The organism is Methylobacterium sp. Leaf361, assembly GCF_001424445.1.
Lineage (GTDB): Bacteria > Pseudomonadota > Alphaproteobacteria > Rhizobiales > Beijerinckiaceae > Methylobacterium.
In genome coordinates, this window is the sequence record NZ_LMPY01000005.1 from 36,457 (window position 1) to 56,495 (window position 20,039).

Genomic DNA, 20,039 nt, shown 5'->3' on the forward strand with positions numbered 1-20,039 from the left:
TCCAGAGGGCGCTACGCTTGAGAACGTTGCGCCAACCCCGGGCCGCCTCGCTCCGCGCGCGATGACGGAGCGGTCAGTTGAACAGCGTGCCGACCCCGCCCTGGACGCGGCCGAGACCGGCCCGCGCGACGGTGTTGTTGGGGTCGATCGTCGAGGCGCGCTGGTAGTTCTCCATCGCCTCCTTGCGCTGGCCCTGCTTCTCGTAGGCGAGGCCCCGATAGGCCCAGGACGTGGCGTCCTTGGCGTTCACGTTGAGCGCGGCGTTGTAGTCCTCGATCGCCTTCGCGTACTGATTGGTCGCGATCAGGCTCTGGCCGCGGGCCGCGTAGGGCGCGGCCACGAACGGGTCGCGGTCGATGGCGGCGTCGAAATCGGCGATCGCCTGTGTGTCCTGGCCCTGCTTCTGCTTCACGAGGCCGCGGGCATGGTACGCCTGCGCGGATTCGGGGCTCAGGCGGATCGCGACGTTGAGGTCGTTCAGCGCCTGGTCGAGGTTGCCCTGCGCGCGCTCGACATTGGCCCGGCCGATATAGGCCGGCCCGTAATTCGGATCGATCCCGATCGCCTTGGAAAAGTCCTGCAGCGCCGGGCCGTCGCGGCCGATCTGGCGGTTCGCCAGGGCGCGGTTGTTGTAGGCGGAGGCGGAGTTCGGATCGAGCTGGATCGCCTTGGTGAAGTCGCCGATGGCGTCGTTGAACTGGCCGGCGCGGGCGTAGGCGGCGCCGCGGGTGTTGTAGGCCGCCGCGTCGTTCGGGTTGCGCTGCACGACCTCGGTCAGGGAGGCGATGTTGACGTTCGTGGCGCCGGTCGTGTCCTTCTCCAGGACCGCGTATTGCCGCGGGCCGGCCGCGCTGCCGACGGTCTCGCAGCCCGCGAGGCCGGCAGCCGAGACCAAGGCCGCGCCGATCAGTGCCGTCTTCCGTCCCAGCCGGTTGCGTACGTTCATTGCCCCACTCTCCCCGAGGCGTCGCCCGCTCCGCGCGCGCCCGCCCCGCCCCTCACAGTCCAAGAGCCCGCGCCGAGCGCCGGGCACGCCCGAATTCGGGGCACCGTCGCGCATCACGGTGAAGGCCGGCTTAAGAAGCGCCGCGTCGTGATCCGGCCCCCGCCGGTCCCGGCGGGACCAAGCGGTGCGGGCGGGCTCGAGCGACAGCATTCGGAACCGACCACACTGTCGTGGAAGCGGCGGGATGTGGCGAAGGTATGGCTCGACCGTTCCGCGGGGCCGCGGACGGCCCTCCGGCGATCACGCGGCGACGCGGGTGTGCCCTCGAAGCCTCAGGATCCGTTCGGGCCCGGCCCGAGGCGCGTGACGTGGCCCATCTTGCGGCCGGGGCGCGCCTCGCCCTTGCCGTACAGGTGCAGGTGGGCGCCGGGCTCGGCCAGCAGGGCGTGCCAGTCGTCGGCCTGGGCGCCGATCAGGTTGCGCATCTCGACCGGCAGGCCGCCGACCCGGCCCGCATCGCCCAGCGGCCAGCCGCAGACGGCCCGGACGTGCTGGGCGAACTGCGAGGTCAGCGCGCCCTCGCTGGTCCAGTGGCCGGAATTGTGCACCCGGGGCGCGATCTCGTTGACCACGAGCCGCTCCGCCCCGTCCTCGCGGACGAGGAACATCTCGACGGCGAGCACGCCGACATAGTCGAGGGCGTCGGCGATGCGCCGGGCGATCTCGACGGCGGCGCGGCCCGTCTCGGCGGACACGCCGGGCGCCGGCACCCGGGTCAGTGCGAGGATGTGGTCGCGGTGCTCGTTCTCGCAGAGGTCGTAGGCCGCGAAGCTGCCGTCGCGCCCGCGCGCGCCCACCACCGAGACCTCGCGCTCGAACGGCACGAAGCCCTCCAGGATCAGCGGCGCGCCGCCGAACTCGGCGAACAGGGCGTTGCGGTCGCCCTCGGCCCGCTCGCGGAGCATGCGCTGCCCCTTGCCGTCGTAGCCGAAGCGGCGGGTCTTGAGCACGGCCGGCAGGCCGATCACCTCGATCGCCCGGTCGAGGTCGTCGGGCGTGTCCACCGCCCGGAACGGCGCTGTCGGGATGCCCAGGCCGTTGATGAACTCCTTCTCGGAGAGCCGGTCCTGCGTGGTCGAGAGCGCGCGCGCGTTCGGGTGCAGGGCGGCGTGCCGGGCGAGGACGTCGGCGGTGGCGTGCGGGATGTTCTCGAACTCGTAGGTCACGACGTCGACGCCGCGGGCGAAATCCGCCAGCGCCGCGGCGTCGTCGTAGGCCGCGCAGGTGGTCCGGGCGGCCACGTCGAAGGCGGGGCTGTCCGCGTCGGGCGCGTAGACATGCGCCTTGAGGCCGTAATCGGCCGCCGCGAGCGCGATCATGCGCCCGAGCTGGCCCCCACCGACGATGCCGAGGATGGAGCCGGGGCCGAGGATCTTGTCCGTCACGCGTTCTCTTCCGTCACCGGCCGTTCGGCCACCGAGGCGCTCTGGGCCGCGCGCCACGCCTCCAGGCGCTCCGCCAAGTCCGGGTCGGTCAACGCCAGGACGGCGGCGGCGAGCAGGGCCGCGTTCACCGCCCCGGCCCGGCCGATCGCCAGGGTCCCCACCGGGATGCCGGCCGGCATCTGGACGATGGAGAGCAGGCTGTCCTGGCCGGAGAGGGCCTTCGACTCCACCGGCACGCCGAAGACCGGCAGGCGGGTCATCGCGGCCGCCATGCCGGGCAGGTGCGCGGCGCCGCCCGCACCGGCGATCACCACCTTGAGGCCGGCCGCGACCGCGCCCTTGGCGAAGGCGACGAGCCGGTCCGGCGTGCGGTGGGCCGACACGATGCGCGCGTCGTACGGTACGCCGAGCGCGTCGAGCGTCTCGGCGGCATGACGCATGGTCGCCCAGTCGGACTGGCTGCCCATGATGATCGCGACCGGAGGAGGCGACGCCATCGTTGATCCCGGCAAAAGAGGGCGCTTACAGGCGGCGCGGGCCTGCGGCAAGGCGGGGCCGGAGGGCGTCCACCGGCATCAGGCGATGATGTCCGGCGTGAGCGCGTCCTCGATGTGATAGATGCGGTCGCGCAGCGTGAGCTTGCGCTTCTTCAGGCGCTGGATCTGGAGCTGGTCCCCGGCAACGCTGCGCTCCAGCGCCTCGATGGCGCTGTCGAGATCCCGGTGCTCCTCGCGCAGCCGCGCCAGTTCGCCCAGGAGGTCCGACTGCGCACCCTCACCCGCCTCGTCCGCCATCGTCACCTGAGAACCCGAAGACCGTTCGTCGCCTGAGAGCATGCGTCACGCTCCGGCGCCGGACAAGGCGGCGCGGTAAGCAATCATCAGACTTAGCAGCAGAAAACGCTTCGACAGGTCCGGCATCCTGTGCCAATCTCGTTGTGTCGAAACGATGACAGGAGATTCGACTCATGTCGCTGCAGACGCATCTGAACCAACTCGCCCGGAAGCACGAAGCCCTCGAGCGCGAGATTCAGGAAGCGATCCACAGACCTTCGGCGAACGACCTCCACATCGCCGAGCTGAAGCGACGGAAACTCCTCCTCAAGGACGAGATCAACAAGCTTCAGGCGGGCAACGACACGTTGCACTGACGCCTGAGACGTCCAATCTGATAGCGAATTCACGCTGACGACCGCCGCATCGGGAGCCCCGGTGCGGCGGTTTTCTCATGGGGGGCACCGAGCCGCGGCCGTCACGCCCGTGGCCACTCCCTCCCGTGGCCACTCCCGTGCGCGCGAGAATGGGCTACTCTGCGGCCCGCCGCCGGAGAGCGGTCCGCGAGGAAACGCCCAACCGATGACGAGAGCCAGCCTGCCGGGCCGCTACCCGGAGATCTACGAATCGGCCTGCCGCGACCCCGAGGCGTTCTGGCTCGGTGCGGCGCGGGCCCTCGACTGGGCGCGGGCGCCGGAGCGGGCCTTCGCGCCGGATTCCGGCCCCTACGGACGCTGGTTCCCGGACGGCACCCTGAACGCCTGCCACAACGCGGTCGACCGCCACGCGGACGGGGGTCGGGCGGATCAGCTGGCGATCCGCTACGACTCGCCCGTGACCGGGACCAAGCGCAGCATCACCTACCGGGCGCTGCGCGACGAGGTGGCGGTGCTGGCCGCCGTGCTGGCCGACCTCGGCGTCGGCAAGGGCGACCGGGTGATCCTGTACATGCCGATGGTGCCCGAGGCGCTGTTCGGCATGCTGGCCTGCGCCCGGCTCGGCGCGGTCCACTCGGTGGTGTTCGGCGGCTTCGCGGCCAACGAGCTGGCGGTGCGGATCGAGGACGCGGCGCCGAAGGTGGTGCTCGCCGCCTCCTGCGGGATCGAGCCGAACCGCGTGGTCGCCTACAAGCCGCTCCTCGACGCGGCGATCGCGGCCTCGCGGCACAAGCCGGAGGCCTGCCTGATCCTCCAGCGCCCGCAAGGGCCCGCGACCCTCGTCGCGGACCGGGATCGCGACTGGGGTGAGACCGTCGCGGCCGCCCGGGCGGCGGGGCGGAGCGCGGCGTGCGTGCCGGTCGCCGCCACCGACCCGCTCTACGTCCTCTACACCTCCGGCACGACCGGGAAGCCGAAGGGCGTGGTCCGCGATACCGGCGGCTACCTCGTCGCCCTGGCCTGGTCGATGCCGAACCTCTACGGCGTCCAGCCCGGCGAGACCTACTTCTGCGCCTCCGACATCGGCTGGGTCGTCGGCCACTCCTACATCGTCTACGCGCCGCTCCTGCACGGCTGCACCACGGTCCTCTACGAGGGGAAACCCGTCGGCACGCCCGATGCCGGCGCCTTCTGGCGGGTGGTCGCCGAGTACGGGGTGGTCTGCCTGTTCACCGCGCCGACGGCCCTGCGGGCGATCAAGAAGGAGGATTCGAAGGGTGCCCGGATCGCCGATCACGACCTCTCGGCCTTCCGCAGCCTGTTCCTGGCGGGCGAGCGCGCCGATCCCGACTCGGTCGCCTGGGCCGAGCGCGTACTGGGCCGACCGGTCGTCGACCACTGGTGGCAGACCGAGACCGGCTGGCCGATCGCCGGCAACCCGATGGGCCTCGGCCTCCTGCCGGTGAAGCACGGCAGCACCTGCGTGCCGATGCCGGGCTACCGGGTCGAAGTCCTGGACGAGGGCGGGAAGCCGGTTCCGGCGGGGACCATGGGCACGATCGCGATCCGCCTGCCCCTGCCGCCCGGCTGCCTGCCGACCCTCTGGGGCTCGGACGACCGGATGGGGTCGAGCTACCTCGCCACCTTCCCGGGCTACTACGACACGTCGGATGCCGGGGTGATCGACGCCGACGGCTACATCACGGTCCTGGGACGGACCGACGACATCATCAACGTCGCGGGCCACCGTCTGTCCACCGGCGGCATGGAGGCGGTGCTGGCGAGCCACCCGGACGTGGCGGAATGCGCGGTCATCGGCATCCGCGACGCGCTGAAGGGAGAGGTGCCCTGCGGGTTCGTGGTGCTGAAGGCCGGCGTCGCCCGGCCGACCGAGACGATCGAGCGGGAACTCGTCGCCAAGGTGCGGGACGAGATCGGCCCGGTGGCCGCCTTCAAGCTGGCGCTGACCGTGCCGCGGCTGCCCAAGACCCGGTCGGGCAAGATCCTGCGGGCCACGATGAAGCACATCGCCGATCACGAGCCGTGGACGATGCCGGCGACGATCGACGACGCGGCGGCCCTCGACGAGATCGGCGACAGCCTGAAGGATCGGGGGATCGGCGCGGCCCGGTAGGGTGCCGGACCGCGCTGGCGGCGCGTCGACGGGCGGTCGCGGCCCGCCTCAATCCGCCTCAATCCGCGTCGGCGCCGTCGTCGTCGGTGTCGATATCGACCGTCGGCGCCGGCCGCGTCAGGGCGGGCGCGTAGGTGCCCGCGGTCGGACCGGTGGTGACCGAGGCCGGCACGCGCCGGGCGTTCGGCTCGGAGGGGATCAGCGTCGCGGTGGCGGCCACGAGGCCGGCGAGGGACCGGACATCGTCCGGCTGACGGGGGTCGCGGGAGATCAGCGCGGCCTCCTGTTGCAGGCGGAGATTGCAGGCCTCCGAAGGCAGGCCGCCGTTCGGCGTACAGGCGTCGTGGCGGGCGCAGGCGGCATCGAGGGCGTCGATCGGCGGGAGCGGCGCGTTGTTGCCCGGTCCGCAGTAATTCCCGTGGATCAGCATCTTGGGGCCGCCGAAGGCGGCGGGCTGGGCCTGGGCGGTGCCCGCGAGGGCGGCGCAGCCGGCGGCCAGGGCGAGCGGGACGGCGAGTCTGGTGAGCATCATCTGGACCTCGGGCGATCTCGCCCCCTCAGGCGGTTCGCGTCGATTGCCGCGATGCGGCGACAGGCCAGGAAACGGACGGCCACATCCGCAAGTTCCGCAACGCCCGCCCGCAGAGGTGCTCTGCCGCACCGCACTGGCCGCCGCGCCCGTCCTGGGCCAGAGTGAACCCTCCACCAGGAGTTGCCGATGACCGCTCGCCTGTTCGAACCGCTGACACTCGACGCGCTCACGCTCGAGAACCGCATCCTCGTCGCGCCGATGTGCCAGTACTCGGCGCGGGACGGCGAGGCGACCGACTGGCACATGATGCATCTCGGCCAGCTCGCCATGTCGGGGGCCGGCCTGCTGACCCTGGAGGCCACCGCGGTCTCCCCGGAGGCGCGGATCACCGCCTGGGATCTCGGCCTCTACAACGACGGCTGCGAGCGGGCGCTGGGCCGGGTGCTCGACGCCGTGCGCGAGTACGCGCCGATCCCGGTCTGCATCCAGATCGCCCATGCCGGGCGCAAGGCGTCCAGCGAGGCCCCCTGGGCCGGCGGCCAGCAGATCGCGCCGGAGCACGCCTACGGCTGGCGCACCGAGGCGCCCTCGGCGGTCGCGCACGGGGAGGGCGAGGTCCCGCCCCACGCCCTCGACGCCGCCGACCTGAAGCGCGTCCGCGACCAGTTCGTGGCCACCGCCAAGCGGGCCGTGCGCCTCGGTATCGAGGCCGTCGAGCTGCACGGCGCCCACGGCTACCTGCTGCACCAGTTCCTGTCGCCGATCGCCAACAAGCGGACAGATGAATACGGCGGCAGCCTCGCCAACCGCATGCGCTTCCCCCTGGAGGTCTACGACGCGGTGCGGGATGTCGTGCCCGCCGGCAGCCCGGTCTGGCTGCGGGTCTCGGCCACCGACTGGGTCGAGGACGGCTGGGATCTCGACGAGACGGTGGAGCTGGCCCAGGCGCTCAAGCGGGCGGGATCGCCGGCGATCCACGTCTCCACGGGCGGCGTCTCGCCCAAGCAGGCGATCAAGCTCGGGCCGGGCTACCAGGTGCCCTACGCGGAGCGGATCAAGGCCGAGACGGGCCTCACCACCATCGCGGTCGGGCTGATCACCGAGGCGCACCAGGCGGAGACGATCCTGCAGGAGGGCCGGGCGGACGCGATCTCGCTCGCCCGCGCCATGCTGTACGATCCGCGCTGGCCCTGGCACGCGGCGGCCGAGCTCGGTGCCCGGGTGCGGGCGCCCAAGCAGTACTGGCGCTCGCAGCCGCGGGAGTACAAGGACCTGTTCAAGGACACGGCCTTCGGCCAGCGCTGAGGGCCGCCCTCACCGCGGCAGCGCGCCGACCAGCGGCCCGAGAGGGCGGCTGATGTCGGTGCGGCCGAGGTTCGGCGCGTAGAGGCTGGAGACCGAGCCGTCGAGGAACAGGGCGTTGCGGCAGCCGAGATCGTCGCGGAACAGCCGCGCGAAGGCGCCGAAGGTCACCGGGCGCTCGGAGATCGCGAAGATCGCCACGTGCCCGTCGCCGGGCACGCCGACGCCGTTCCGGATCTTCTGGCTCGGCCCGTCGGCGGCGATCTTCGGGTGGATCTGGCCGTCGATCACCAGCATCGGCCCGGACTGCGTGGCGAAATCCGGCCGGATCTTCGCCCGCAGGTAGCGGGACGTGTCGACCACCCCGGCGCGCTCACCCTTCAGCCAGAAGATCCCGTTGGGCTTCAGGTGGAAATTGCCCGGCCCGTCCGCCGTGGAGACGCGCTTCAGCTCTTGCCCGTTCTCGACGTAGAGGCCGACCGGCGCCTGGTCCTTGTCGTACATGCCGGCGTTCATCGCGAAGGCGAGGCGACCGCCCTGCTTCTCGGCGAGGGTGCCGAGGGCGCCGTAGGGCTTGCCGTCGTCCTGGAGCCAGAACAGCCGCAGCCGCTGCTTCCGGAGGTCGATGGTGCAGACCGTGAAGGTCTCACCCTGCGCCTCGACCGCCCGGCAGGGCTCCGTCGCGGCCGGGGCGGCCGCCCGGGCCGGGGCCGCGAGGGCGAGCAGCGTGATCAAGAGGGCGTGAGCCGGGCGCAGCATCATCATTCGTTCCAGGCAGCTCGGGGACGGCGAGTCGGGGACGGCGAAGCTCGTTCGGGCCGCCCTTCGCCCTGGAAAGCGGCGAATTTCGTGTCCGAGCCGCGCCCGGATGGGTCCGGACGCGGCCGGGTGCGTCTCGCGACCGCGCGCCGCGGCCGGGGCTGGACCGTTTTACCGGTTCGAGCGTTCTTAGCCGCAGAGGGCGTGTTTCCACGGAGATGACGTGATGAAGGGTGCAGTGCTCGGCTCGGCCCTGCTGGCGGCGGGTGCTCTGGCCTTGGCGCCGGCCAGCGCGGACGCGCGCGGCTTCGGCGGCGGCGGCTTCCATGGCGGCGGTTTCGGCGGCGGCTTCCACGGTGGCGGGTTCGGCGGCGGCTTCCGCGGCGGCGGCTTCGGCGGGTTCCGCAACGGCGGCTTCGGCGGCGGCTTCCGGGGCGTCGGCTTCCGTCCGGGCGGCTTCGGCTACGGCCGCGGCTTCTACGGCCGGGGCTACGGCTGGCGCGGCGGGTACGGCTACCGCGGCGGGTACGGCTACGGGCTCGGCGGCCTGGGCCTCGGTGTCGGGCTCGGCCTCGCGGCCGGCGGCCTCTACGGCGGCTACGGTGGCTACGGCTATCCGGGTTACGGCTACGGCGGCTACTACGCCCCGGCGGCCTACGATTACGGCTACGGCGGCGGCTGTTACACGGTCCCGCGGGTGCGCTGGACTCCCTACGGCTACCGGCGGGTTCTGGTCGAGCGCTGCTACTGAGCGTCGATCGAGCGTGAAAAGAACGGGACAGGCCGCCTCCGGGCGGCCTTTTCCTTTCCGGTTCCTTGCGTGACCCGCCGCATCGTTGGACAGCTCTGCCTGGGACGCTGATACTGGTATCGGGCGGCGGGAGGCGGTGATGAGTTCAGCAACCGGGCAGGGGCCCACGGGCGTGGACGCGGTCGAGATCCGCGACGCCAGCCTCACCGCTTTCTACCGATCGATGACGCCACCGGAGCGGCACACCTTCTGGGCGTGCGCCGCCGGCTGGTGCCTCGACGGCATGGACTTCATGATCTACCCGCTGGTGATCGGGACGATCATGGCCCTGTGGCACGTCGATGCCGGCACAGCCGGGCTCGCCGCCACGGTGACGCTGCTGGCCTCGGCGCTCGGCGGCTGGCTCGCGGGCTTCGTCGCCGACCGCATCGGCCGGGTGCTGACGCTGCAGATCACGATCCTCTGGTTCTCGCTGTTCTCCCTGCTCTGCGCCTTCGTGCAGAACTTCGAGCAGCTCCTCGTCGCCCGCGCGCTCCTCGGCCTCGGCTTCGGCGGCGAGTGGGCGGCCGGCGCCGTGCTGATCGGCGAGACGATCCGGGCCGAGTATCGCGGCCGGGCGGTGGGCTCGGTCCAGTCCGGCTGGGCGATCGGCTGGGGCCTCGCGGTCCTGTCGCAGGCGGTGCTGTTCTCGCTTCTGCCGCCCGAGACCGCGTGGCGCTGGATGTTCGCGGTGGGCGCGCTGCCGGCGCTGCTGGTGTTCTACCTGCGCCGCTACGTGAAGGAGCCGGAGGTCGCCGCCGAATCCCGTGCCCGGGCCGCCGCCACGGGCGACCGGCCGCAGATCTGGGAGATCTTCTCCGGGCCGATCCTCAAGACCACCCTGCTCGCCTCCCTGGCGGCGGCGGGCTGCCAGGGCGGCTACTACGCGATCACCACCTGGGTGCCGCGCTTCCTGACCACCGAGCGCCACCTGTCGATCGTGTCCTCCACCGGCTACCTCGCGGCCCTGATCATCGGCTCGTTCACCGGCTACCTCGTGGGCGCGTGGCTCGCCGACCGGCTCGGCCGGCGGCCGCTCTTCCTGATCTTCTCACTGGGCGCCATCGCGGTGATCGTCGCCTACACGCAGATCCCGCTCTCGAACGGCGTGCTCTGGGTGCTGGGCTTCCCGCTGGGCTTCTTCGCCTCCGGCTACTTCTCCGGCATGGGCGCCTTCCTGACCGAGCTGTACCCGACCCGCCTGCGCGGCTCGGGGCAGGGGTTCTGCTACAATTTCGGCCGCGGCATCGGCGCCCTGTTCCCGGCGCTGGTCGGCTACCTCGCGGAGCGCGCCGGTCTCGCCTCGGCCATCGCGATCTTCGCGGCCGTCGCCTACGGGATCTTCTTCCTGGCGGCCTTCGCGCTGCCCGAGACGCGCGGCAAGGTCCTCCACGCGGATTCCTGATCATGCCCGAGATCCGAGACTGCCCCGCCCCGGACCCGCATCCGGAAGGCCCAACCCGCTACGCCGTGCCGGAGGGCGCGGTCGACACGCACGCCCACGTCATCGGCCTGCCGCCGGACTATCCCCTGGTGGCGGACCGCAGCTACACGCCCCCGGCGGCGCCGGCCGAGCGGTATCTGGCGATGCTCGACGGGACCGGCATGGCCAACGGCGTGCTGATCCAGGTCAGCGTGCACGGCACCGACAACCGGCTGATGGTCGAGACGCTGCGCGCCCACCGGCGGCGCCTGCGCGGCGTCGCGGTGATCCCGCTCGGCCTGCCCGACGCCGAGCTCGCCGCGCTGAAAGAGGCCGGCGTGGTCGGCCTGCGCCTCAACGTCCTGTTCGGCGGCGGGGTCGGGCTCGACGCGGTCGAGTCCTACGGGGCGCTCGCCCGCGAGATGGGCTGGCACCTCCAGTTCCTGCTCGATGCCCGCGAGTTGCCGCCGATCGCCGGCCGCCTGGCGCGGCTGCCCGTGCCGCTGGTTTTCGACCATATGGGCCACATGCCGACCTCGGCGGGCGTGGACCATCCGGGGTTCCGGGCACTGCTCGGCCTCGTCGCCGACGGCAACTGGGTGAAGCTCTCGGGCGCCTTCCGGGACTCCGTCACCGGCCCCCCCTACGCCGACACGATCCCCTTCGCCCGGGCGCTCAACGACGCCGCGCCGGACCGCTGCCTCTGGGGCTCGGACTGGCCGCACGTGGCCGCCTGGGGCGGGCCGCCGCGGACGCGGGAGCTCCTCGACCTGATGGCCGACTGGGTGCCGGACGCGGACCGGCGCCGGATGGTGTTCGTCGACAACCCGCGGCGGCTCTACGGCTTCGGGTAAGGGCGGACCGATGGGCGGCGGGCGCGCGGGGCGCCGCCGTCACACCCGCAGGTCGACGCTCTGGCCCTGTCCGGGAGGGGCCGGCGGGCCGACGCTCGCCGCCTGGGCGGCGCTGTCCGCCACCAGCCCGGCGACCGCCTTGTCGGCGGAGAGCTGCTGCTTGGCGACGGCGATGCCGATCTGCTGGTTCTGGGACGAACCCAGCATCTGGACGGCGGCTGCGGCGATCGAATCCATGCCGCCGATCCTGGACCACCGGTCTGAATCCCGCGTTACCCGGATCCGGCGCCTTTGACCGGTCGCGCTCACCCGTCGAGGAAACCCCGCTGCCGCGCCCGGTAGCCGCCGATCGCCGTGACGCACAGGAACGACACGCCGGCCAGCGCCGTGCCGAACACCGCGATCGGCCACCAGTGGCCCTGGAAGCGCTCAGCCAGCACGGTGCCGACGATCGGCGTCAAGCCGCCGGCGAGCGCCCCGCAGAATTGGTACGCGATGGAGATCGCCGTGTAGCGCACCCGCGTCGGGAACGCGCCCGCGAGGTAGCCGGCGATCACCGCGTAGAAGGTCGCGCTGCCGACCACGTTGAGGGCGAGACCCAGCACGATCAGCGGCACAGACTTGGTCTCGACCAGCCAGAACAGCGGGTAGGGGGCCAGCATCGCCCAGACCAGCGTCCCCTGGAGGAACAGCCGCTCGTTGCGGATCAGCTCGGCGATCCGGGCGCCCACCGGGGTCATCACCAGCTGGACCACGGCGGCGATCAGCAGGGCGTCGAGGATCGTCGCCCGCGCGATGCCGAGATACTGCGTGGTGAACGCGATCATGAAGGTGTTGAACAGGTAGACCGAGGCGATCGCGAAGGTGTTGGCCCCCGCCGCCAGCAGCACCGGCTTCAGGCAGGTCGTCAGTACCTCGCGCACCGGCGCCGGCGGCGGCCCGCCGGCGGCCCGGGCCTTCTCGAAGGCCGGGGATTCCGCGACGCCGAGGCGGATCGCGAGCCCGACGCCGAGCAGCAGGATGCTGACGAGGAACGGCACACGCCAGCCCCAGGTTAGGAAGCTCTCCTTGTCGAGGAGGCCCGCGAGCCGGAAGGCCAGCAGCGACAGGATCTGCCCGGCCGGGCTGCCGAGCTGCGCGAAGGAGGCGAAGAAGGTGTTGCGCCCGGCCGGCGCGTGCTCGGCGGCCATCAGCACCGCGCCGCCCCACTCGCCGCCGACCGCGAGACCCTGGATCAACCGCAGGACCACCAGCATCACCGGCGCCCAGATCCCGATCGACGCGTAGGTCGGCAGCAGGCCGATGCCGGAGGTCGCGATGCCCATCATCACGAGCGTCGCCACCAGGGCGCGCTTGCGCCCGAACCGGTCGCCGAGATGCCCGAAGATCAGACCGCCCAGCGGCCGGGCGAGGAAGCCGACCGCGAAGGTCCCGAAGGCCGAGAGCGTCGCGATGTAGGGGGATTCGGTCGTGAAGAAGAGCGGCCCGAACACCAGGGCCGCCGCCGTGCCGTAGATGAAGAAATCGTACCACTCGATCGTGGTGCCCACGAAGGCCGCCAGCGCCGCGCGCGCCGACTGGTTCTGTCCGGGCCCGGCGGCCGGGGCGGCGGTGGTGACGGCCATCGATCCTCGCGCGGCATTATGAATTCAAACGCCGCCCTGCATGCGCCAGTCTGCCGGCCGACCGCAACGCCTGCACGCGACAGGGCGGGCGTTTCATCCGCCGCAGCCGGGCTCCGTCTCAGAAGCTCGGCGGCGTGCAGGCGCTCACCACCTCGCAGGGGTTGGGCCCGACGCAGCGGAATCGGTGCGGGCGGCGGCTGTCGAAGCTGTAGGCGTCGCCGGGGCCGAGGATCCGGCGCTCGGCATCCACTGTGACCTCCAGTCGCCCGGAGAGCACGATGCCGCCCTCCTCGCCCTCGTGGGAGAGCGGCACCCGGCCGGTATCGGCGCCCGGCTCGTAGCGCTCCTTGAGGATCTGGAGCTTGCGCCCGAACAGGCTGTCGCCGACCTGACGGTACGAGATCGCCCCCTTGGCGGCACGGCGGCCGATCTCGGTGAGGTCCTCGGCGGCGAAGAACGCCTTGCGCTCCGGCTCCGGCTCCAGGGCGAAGAACTCGGCCATGCCGATCGGCACCCCGTCGAGGATCCGCTTCAGGGCGCCCACCGACGGGTTCACCCGGTTGGCCTCGATCAGCGAGATCGCCGAGTTGGTCACGCCGGCGCGCTTGGCGAGGGTCCGCTGCGACAGGCCGTGGCGGGCGCGCACGAAGCGCAGGCGCGCGCCGACATCGATGCTCATCCGGCTCTGGCCCGTTTCAGGTGTTGCGGATCCCGCAACGGTGCCACCCGTGGCCCCGGTCCTGCAAGGGGTTGGCGGCGACCAGAAAAGGACTTGTTGCCCGATCGGCGAAGGTGTCCCCTGGTCCCGCCGCCCGAGCCGCGCCGCCTGCCCCGGAGAACCGCCCCATGACCGATCATCCGCTCCGCAACACGCCCGCGATGGACGCCTTCTGGATGCCGTTCACGGCCAACCGCCAGTTCAAGGCAGCGCCGCGCCTGCTCGTGTCGGCCGAGGGCATGCACTACACCGCCGACGACGGCCGCAAGGTCCTCGACGGCTCCGCGGGCCTCTGGTGCGTCAACGCCGGCCACGGGCGGCGGGGCATCGCGGCCGCCGTGGAGCGGCAGCTCGCGACCCTCGACTTCGCCCCGACCTTCCAGATGGGCCACCCCGTCGCCTTCGAATTCGCCGAGCGGCTGGCCGAGATCGCCCCGGGCGGTCCCGACAAGCGCCTCGACCGGGTGTTCTTCACCAATTCCGGCTCGGAATCGGTCGACACCGCCCTCAAGATCGCGCTCGCCTACCAGCGGGCGATCGGGCAGGGCACCCGCACCCGGCTGATCGGGCGCGAGCGCGGCTATCACGGCGTCGGCTTCGGCGGCCTGTCGGTCGGCGGCATCGTGTCGAACCGCCGGGTCTTCCCGCAGCTCAACGGCACCGACCACCTGCGCCACACCCACGACCCGGCCCGCAACGCCTTCGTGAAGGGTCAGCCCGAGCACGGGGCGGAGCTCGCCGAGGATCTGGAGCGGCTGGTGGCGCTGCACGGCGCCGAGACCATCGCGGCCTGCATCGTCGAGCCGGTGGCGGGATCCACGGGCGTGCTGATCCCGCCGAAGGGCTACCTGGAGCGCCTGCGCGAGATCTGCACCAAGCACGGCATCCTGCTGATCTTCGACGAGGTGATTTCCGGGTTCGGCCGCCTCGGCGCGCCGTTCGCGACCGACTTCTTCGGCGTCGTCCCGGACCTCGTGACCAGCGCCAAGGGCCTGACCAACGGCACGGTACCGATGGGGGCGGTCTTCGCGAGCCGCGCGGTCCACGACGCGCTGATGCAGGGCCCGGACGGGATCGAGCTGTTCCACGGCTACACCTATTCCGGGCACCCGATCGCCTGCGCGGCCGGCCTCGCGACGCTCGACATCTACCGGGAGGAGGGTCTGCTCACCCGCGTCGCCGACATCGCCGACGACTGGGCGGCGGCGATCCACGATCTGCGCGGGCGCAAGGGCGTCATCGACATCCGCACCATCGGGCTCGTCGCCGGCGTCGAGCTGGCGCCGCGGCCGGACGCGCCGGGCAAGCGCGCCTACGACGTGTTCGTGGACTGCTTCGAGCGCGGCCTGCTCACCCGGGTGACCGGCGACATCATCGCCCTGTCGCCGCCGCTGATCATCGAGCGCGGCCAGATCGGCGAGATCGTCGACATCCTGGGCGCGGCGATCGACCGGGTCGCCTGAGAGCTTTCTCGGCTGCCCCACCGTCTTTGCGAGCGGAGCGAAGCAATCCAGGATAGCGCCACGCTTGCTGGTGTCGCGCCGCCCTGGGTCGCTTCGCTGCGCTCGCGATGACGGAGATGGCGACGCGATCACACAACCCTTGCGCGCCGCACATTCGTCCCCGCTGCCCGGCGGGGTTGTAGCGACACCGCCTGTGCCCATCTGCCCCGGACCCGGATTTGGGCCGGGCACGAGGGTTTCCATGTCGAACACCGCCCTGATCGTCGGCGCCAGCGGGATTGTCGGCAGCGCCACCGCGGCGCTGCTGACCCAGGAAGGCTGGATGGTCGCGGGCCTCGCCCGTCACCCGGTGCAGCAGGACGGCGTCGCGCCGGTGGCGGGCGACCTGCAGGATCCGGCCTCCCTGGAGGAGGCGCTCTCCGACCTCGCCCCGAGCCACGTGTTCCTGGCGACCTGGCAGCGGCGCCCGACCGAGGCGGAGATGATCCGCGTCAACCGGGCGATGGTCGAGAACCTGCTCGACGCGCTCCGGCCGAAGAAGAGCGTCCGCCACGTCGCCCTGGTGACCGGGCTGAAGCACTATCTCGGCCCGTTCGAGGCCTACGGCAAAGGCACCCTGCCGCAGACGCCGTTCCGCGAGGACCAGGGCCGCCTCGACATCGAGAACTTCTACTACGCGCAGGAGGACGCCGTGTTCGCGGCCGCCGCCCGCGACGGCTTCACCTGGAGCGTCCACCGCCCGCACACGATCATCGGTAAGGCGGTGGGCAACGCCATGAACATGGGCACGACGCTCGCCTGCTACGCCACCCTGTGCCGGGAGCTGGGACGCCCGTTCGTCTTCCCGGGCTCGGCCGCGCAGTGGAACGGCCTGACCGACATGACCGACGCGCGGCTCCTCGCCCGCCAGCTGCTCTGGGCATCGACGGAGCCGAGGGCCGCCAACGAGGCGTTCAACGTCGTGAACGGCGACGTCTTCCGCTGGAGCTGGATGTGGGGCCGGATCGCCGCCTGGTTCGGGATCGAGGCGGTGCCGTTCGACGGCACGCACCGGCCGCTCGAGCCCCGGATGGCGCAGGACGGCTCGGCCTGGGCCGAGATCGCGGCGCGCTACGGCCTCGCCGAGCCGGATCTCACCAAGCTGGCCTCGCCCTGGCACACGGATGCCGATCTCGGCCGGCCGATCGAGGTCGTCACCGACATGAGCAAGAGCCGCCGCCTCGGCTTCACGACCTACCAGCCGACCGACGACGCGTTCTACGACCTGTTCGCCCAGCTCCGCGCGGACCGGCTGATCCCCTGACGGAGGACACCACCGTCATCGCGAGCGCAGCGAAGCGACCCAGGGATGCACGACGCCCGTGAGCGCAGCGCTACCCTGGATTGCTTCGCTGCGCTCGCAAGGACGGCGGCTCACCCCGCCTTCCGCTCCGTCCCGCACCACTCGGCCACGAACAGCGCCATGGTGGTCGTGATCCGCTTCACCGAGGCGAGGCTGACCCGCTCGTCGAAGCCGTGGATGTTCTGAGAGGTCGGGCCGTAGCAGAGGGCCGGCACCCGATCGTAGAGAGCGTGGACGCGGGTATCGAGGTAGCCCGCCGTCATGAAGCTCTGGAGCGGCGACCCGATCGCCCGCTCGTGGGCGCGGCCGAGCACGGCCTCGGCCTCCGAGCCTTCCTCCAGCACGTAACCCTCGGCGAAGAAGCCGTTGAACACCACCCGTGGCGGGCTGTTGGCCAGGAACGGGTCGGTGCGGGAGAAGCCCGCCACCGCGGCCTCGATCTCGGCAGCGGCCTGCGCGGCGGTGACGCCCGGGTAGAGCGCCACCCGGCAGTGGATCCGGCACCAGGCCGGGACCGAGGAGGCCCAGTCGCCGCCCTCGATCTTGCCGATGTTGAGATTGATCGGGTGGTCCTCGGTCTCGAAATGCGAGTGCGCGGCCTTCTCGGCGTTCCAGCGGGCCTCGACGGCGCGCAGCGCGCCGATCACCCGGTAGGTGGCGTCGATGGCGTTGGCGCCCGCGCCCATCTCGCGGACGTGGACCGGGACGCCCCGCACCTCGACAGTGAACCAGAGCACGCCGGTATTGGCGCGCACGAGCTTCTCGTCCTCCGGCTCGGGGATCAGCACGGCGTCGGCCCGGTAGCCGCGCAGGTGGGTCATCAGGGCGCCGTTGCCGGTGGATTCCTCCTCGACCACCGACTGCACCGTCACGGAGGCCGCCGGCTGGAGGCCGAGGCGGGCGAGCGCGTCGAGGGCGAACAGGTTGGCGGCGTGCCCGGCCTTCATGTCGCCGGCGCCGCGGCCGTACATCCAGTCGCCCTGGATCACCGGGTCGAAGGGCCGATGGGTCCAGAGGTCAAGGGGCCCCGGCGGCACGACGTCGACATGGGCCTGCAGGATCAGCGAGCGCCCGGTCTCGGTGCTCGGCCGGTGGTGGCAGACCACGATCGGCGCGTCCGAGTGGTGCGCCGCGTCGATCTTCGAGCCGCCCGGATGGGCCGCGATGGCGTCCCGATCCATGGCGAAGCGCTCTGTGGCGTAGCCGCGGGCGCGGAACTGGTCGAAGACGTAGTCCTGGCAGGCATGCTCCTCCCCGCGCAGGGACGCGAACCGGACAAGCGCCTGCGTGTGGGCGACCTGATCGGCGAAGCCCTCCGCCACGGAGGCTTCGATCTCGGCGGCGAGGGTGGGGTCGAGGGCCATGGAAACTCCGAACCGTCTGCGGCCGGGAGGAAGCGCCCGGGCTTGGGCCGCTGTCAACCGGCGGTTGCCGAGAGCATGGCGCGTGCCGGAACCGGGGTCCTAGGTCACATCCGGGAGGGCCGTCCGGACCTGCTCGGCGAACCGCGCGAAGGCCGCGCTCGGCCGGTCGTCGGCGCGGCGGACCAGCAGCGTCGGGACGTGCCCGTCCCCGTCGGGCACCGGGTGAACCGAGACCCGGCCCGCGCGGTGCGCCGGCTCTGCCACGGCCCGCGGAACCAGGGTCACGCCCAGGCCGGCCGCCACGCAGCCGAGGATGCCGTCGAGGGTCCCGAATTCCATGCGTCGCACATGCACGAGGCCCTGGCGGGCCAGGAACGCCTCCAGGCGCCTCCGGTACGAGCAGCCGGCCCGGAACACGAGCACCTTCGCGTCGCGCGCCCGGGCCAGCCGGTCGAGCAGCGCCGCGAGGTCGCCGACGGCCGGGTGCGCCACCAGCACCAGCTCCTCCGTGAAGACCGGGATCCCGACGAGGTCGGCCTGCGCGACCGGGCCGGCCACGAAGGCCCCCTCCAGGCTCCGGTCGAGGACCCGGGCGATCAGGTGCTCGGTCGGGCCGGTCTCCAGCTCGATGTCCACGTCCGGGTGGCGCGCGGCGAAGTCGGCGAGCGGGCCGGGCAGGCGCAGGGCCGCGGTCGTCTCCATGGCGCCGATCCGCAGGGGTCCGCGCGGCTCGCCCTCAGCCAGCAGGGCGTGGCGCGCCTCCGCGAGCAGCTGTCCGACCTGGAGCGCGTAGGGCAGGAGCCGCTCACCCGCCCGGGTCAGCGTCACACCGCGGCTGCCGCGGTGGAAGAGCGGCACGCGCAGGGCCTGCTCCAGGGCGCGGATCCGGCCGGTGACGTTGGACTGGACAGTGTTGAGCCGCGCCGCCGCCCGCCCGATGCCGCCGGTCTCGGCCACCGCCGCGAAGAACATCAGGTCGGTGCTGTTCATGCCATCTGCTTTTCCGATGCCTTCCTTCAGAAGGAATCATTTTTTCCGCCATCGCGCGAGCGCTAATCCCTGGCGGGCGGCGCGCGCAACCGAGACGCTACCCGGGGAGGGGATCCATGGCCTTGAGGACCAGACTCACCGACGCCTTCGGGCTGCGACACCCGATCTTGCTGGCCCCCATGGACCCGGCCTCGGGGGGTGCCCTCGCGGCGGCGGTGAGCGCCGCCGGCGGCCTCGGCCTGATCGGCGGCGGCTACGGCGACCACGCGACGCTCGACCGGGAATTCGCCCGCGCGGGCAATCAGCGGGTCGGCTGCGGCTTCATCACGTGGTCGATGGCCCGGGACCCGTCGCTCCTCGACGCGGCGCTCGCCCGGTCGCCCGCGGCCCTGATGCTCTCCTTCGCGGATCCCGCGCCGTTCGCGGACCGGATCCGCGCCGCCGGCGTGCCGCTGATCTGCCAAGTGCACACCCTGGCGCATGCGAGGCGTGCCCTCGAGGTCGGCGCGGCCGCGGTGGTAGCGCAGGGGACGGAGGCCGGCGGCCACGGCCTCACCGCCCGCGGGACCGCAGCGTTCGTGCCGGCGGTCGCCGACCTGATCGCCCGTGAGCGCCCCGAGACGCTGCTCCTCGCGGCGGGCGGCATCGCGGACGGGCGCGGCCTCGCCGCCGCCCTGGCGCTGGGGGCCGACGGTGTCCTGATGGGGACGCGGTTCTGGGCCAGCCGGGAGGCGCTGATCCACCCAGCCGCGAAGCAGCGGGTTCTCGCCGCGACCGGCGACGACACGATCCGCACGCAGGTCTACGACATCGCCCGCCAGCGGGCCTGGCCGGCGCCCTATACCGGGCGACTCCTGCGCAACGCCTTCATCGAGACGTGGCACGGCCGCGAGGACGCGCTGCGCGCGGCCTCGGCCGAGCGGCGCCGGGACGTGGAGGATGCCGACGCGGCGGGCGACTACGACGTCGCCAACGTCACGGTCGGCGAGGCCGTCGGGCTCATCGCCGACCTGCCGGGCGCCGGCGACCTCGTCCTGCGCATCGCCGAGGAGGCCGAGGCCGCGATCCGCCGGATCTCCGGCATGGCCGCGGCTGCGCCGTGAGGGCGCCGCCAGGGTGCTGTGAGGGTGCTGTGAGGGTGCTCAGCAAAGCGTGACTACGCAGGGTTGCCGCGGACCGGAACCTCGGAGTTGCCGACGGTT

General features: G+C 72.3%; 20 protein-coding genes. 9 read left to right on the forward strand and 11 right to left on the reverse strand.

What is annotated here, in order from left to right:
* Positions 1–73 precede the first annotated feature (73 nt).
* The 4 genes from ASG32_RS05825 to ASG32_RS05840 all read right to left on the reverse strand — a co-directional run bounded on the left by ASG32_RS05825 (position 74) and on the right by ASG32_RS05840 (position 3,227).
* The gene (locus ASG32_RS05825) at positions 74–946 is read right to left on the reverse strand and encodes a tetratricopeptide repeat protein (RefSeq protein ID WP_020092402.1); all 873 of its coding nucleotides are present in this window, start codon (positions 944–946) and stop codon (positions 74–76) included.
* Between the two features lie 332 nt (positions 947–1,278).
* Positions 1,279–2,391: a 5-(carboxyamino)imidazole ribonucleotide synthase gene (locus ASG32_RS05830; RefSeq protein ID WP_056523450.1), complete on the reverse strand. Its 1,113-nt coding sequence runs from the start codon at positions 2,389–2,391 to the stop codon at positions 1,279–1,281.
* Positions 2,388–2,888 (reverse strand): 5-(carboxyamino)imidazole ribonucleotide mutase, encoded by a 501-nt coding sequence (purE, locus tag ASG32_RS05835; RefSeq protein ID WP_020092404.1) that lies wholly within the window; start codon positions 2,886–2,888, stop codon positions 2,388–2,390. Before purE ends, ASG32_RS05830 begins: the two co-directional genes overlap by 4 nt.
* A 78-nt stretch (positions 2,889–2,966) precedes the next feature.
* On the reverse strand, positions 2,967–3,227 hold the full coding sequence (locus ASG32_RS05840) for a DUF465 domain-containing protein (protein ID WP_081636461.1): 261 nt from the start codon (positions 3,225–3,227) through the stop codon (positions 2,967–2,969).
* Between the two features lie 131 nt (positions 3,228–3,358).
* Between ASG32_RS05840 and ASG32_RS05845 the strand changes: the two genes are divergently transcribed.
* Positions 3,359–3,541 (forward strand): DUF465 domain-containing protein, encoded by a 183-nt coding sequence (locus ASG32_RS05845; RefSeq protein WP_012318068.1) that lies wholly within the window; start codon positions 3,359–3,361, stop codon positions 3,539–3,541.
* A 205-nt stretch (positions 3,542–3,746) separates the two neighbouring features.
* Positions 3,747–5,675, forward strand: coding sequence for a propionyl-CoA synthetase (locus ASG32_RS05850; protein WP_056523452.1), 1,929 nt, complete (start codon positions 3,747–3,749; stop codon positions 5,673–5,675).
* A gap of 58 nt (positions 5,676–5,733) precedes the next feature.
* Here ASG32_RS05850 and ASG32_RS05855 read toward each other — a convergent pair whose 3' ends face one another.
* On the reverse strand, positions 5,734–6,207 hold the full coding sequence (locus ASG32_RS05855; protein ID WP_056523454.1) for a hypothetical protein: 474 nt from the start codon (positions 6,205–6,207) through the stop codon (positions 5,734–5,736).
* 186 nt (positions 6,208–6,393) lie between these two features.
* On the opposite strand from ASG32_RS05855, the gene ASG32_RS05860 reads away from it, so the two are divergent.
* On the forward strand, positions 6,394–7,512 hold the full coding sequence (locus ASG32_RS05860) for an NADH:flavin oxidoreductase/NADH oxidase (RefSeq protein WP_056523456.1): 1,119 nt from the start codon (positions 6,394–6,396) through the stop codon (positions 7,510–7,512).
* Between the two features lie 9 nt (positions 7,513–7,521).
* Here the strand turns inward: ASG32_RS05860 and ASG32_RS05865 are convergent, their stop codons facing one another.
* Complete coding sequence (locus ASG32_RS05865) at positions 7,522–8,271, reverse strand: phosphodiester glycosidase family protein (protein WP_107351927.1); 750 nt, start codon at positions 8,269–8,271, stop codon at positions 7,522–7,524.
* Positions 8,272–8,494: 223 nt separating this feature from the next.
* On the opposite strand from ASG32_RS05865, the gene ASG32_RS05870 reads away from it, so the two are divergent.
* From ASG32_RS05870 to ASG32_RS05880, 3 genes are all read left to right on the forward strand, one after another.
* Complete coding sequence (locus tag ASG32_RS05870; RefSeq protein WP_020092410.1) at positions 8,495–9,019, forward strand: hypothetical protein; 525 nt, start codon at positions 8,495–8,497, stop codon at positions 9,017–9,019.
* Between the two features lie 139 nt (positions 9,020–9,158).
* Complete coding sequence (locus tag ASG32_RS05875; protein WP_056523458.1) at positions 9,159–10,463, forward strand: MFS transporter; 1,305 nt, start codon at positions 9,159–9,161, stop codon at positions 10,461–10,463.
* A 2-nt stretch (positions 10,464–10,465) separates the two neighbouring features.
* Entirely contained in the window at positions 10,466–11,335 is an 870-nt protein-coding gene (locus tag ASG32_RS05880; protein WP_056523460.1) for an amidohydrolase family protein, read from the forward strand.
* 39 nt (positions 11,336–11,374) lie between these two features.
* Here the strand turns inward: ASG32_RS05880 and ASG32_RS05885 are convergent, their stop codons facing one another.
* The 3 genes from ASG32_RS05885 to ASG32_RS05895 all read right to left on the reverse strand — a co-directional run bounded on the left by ASG32_RS05885 (position 11,375) and on the right by ASG32_RS05895 (position 13,639).
* Complete coding sequence (locus ASG32_RS05885; protein ID WP_056523461.1) at positions 11,375–11,572, reverse strand: hypothetical protein; 198 nt, start codon at positions 11,570–11,572, stop codon at positions 11,375–11,377.
* Positions 11,573–11,640: 68 nt separating this feature from the next.
* A complete protein-coding gene (locus ASG32_RS05890) occupies positions 11,641–12,960 on the reverse strand; it encodes an MFS transporter (RefSeq protein WP_056523463.1) in 1,320 nt (439 codons plus the stop codon).
* Between the two features lie 118 nt (positions 12,961–13,078).
* The gene (locus ASG32_RS05895) at positions 13,079–13,639 is read right to left on the reverse strand and encodes a cupin domain-containing protein (protein WP_020092415.1); all 561 of its coding nucleotides are present in this window, start codon (positions 13,637–13,639) and stop codon (positions 13,079–13,081) included.
* Between the two features lie 167 nt (positions 13,640–13,806).
* Between ASG32_RS05895 and ASG32_RS05900 the strand changes: the two genes are divergently transcribed.
* Both ASG32_RS05900 and ASG32_RS05905 read left to right on the forward strand, forming a co-directional pair.
* Positions 13,807–15,141 carry an aspartate aminotransferase family protein gene (locus ASG32_RS05900; RefSeq protein WP_056523465.1) on the forward strand — a complete coding sequence of 445 codons (1,335 nt, stop codon included), beginning with the start codon at positions 13,807–13,809 and terminating at the stop codon, positions 15,139–15,141.
* A 241-nt stretch (positions 15,142–15,382) separates the two neighbouring features.
* Positions 15,383–16,444, forward strand: coding sequence for an SDR family oxidoreductase (locus ASG32_RS05905; protein WP_056523467.1), 1,062 nt, complete (start codon positions 15,383–15,385; stop codon positions 16,442–16,444).
* Between the two features lie 110 nt (positions 16,445–16,554).
* Here ASG32_RS05905 and ASG32_RS05910 read toward each other — a convergent pair whose 3' ends face one another.
* Positions 16,555–17,847 carry an ArgE/DapE family deacylase gene (locus ASG32_RS05910; protein ID WP_056523469.1) on the reverse strand — a complete coding sequence of 431 codons (1,293 nt, stop codon included), beginning with the start codon at positions 17,845–17,847 and terminating at the stop codon, positions 16,555–16,557.
* Between the two features lie 99 nt (positions 17,848–17,946).
* A complete protein-coding gene (locus ASG32_RS05915) occupies positions 17,947–18,837 on the reverse strand; it encodes a LysR family transcriptional regulator (RefSeq protein WP_056523472.1) in 891 nt (296 codons plus the stop codon).
* 116 nt (positions 18,838–18,953) lie between these two features.
* Here ASG32_RS05915 and ASG32_RS05920 point away from each other — a divergent pair, with 116 nt between their 5' ends.
* Positions 18,954–19,940: a nitronate monooxygenase gene (locus ASG32_RS05920; RefSeq protein ID WP_056523474.1), complete on the forward strand. Its 987-nt coding sequence runs from the start codon at positions 18,954–18,956 to the stop codon at positions 19,938–19,940.
* Positions 19,941–20,039: the final 99 nt, after the last annotated feature.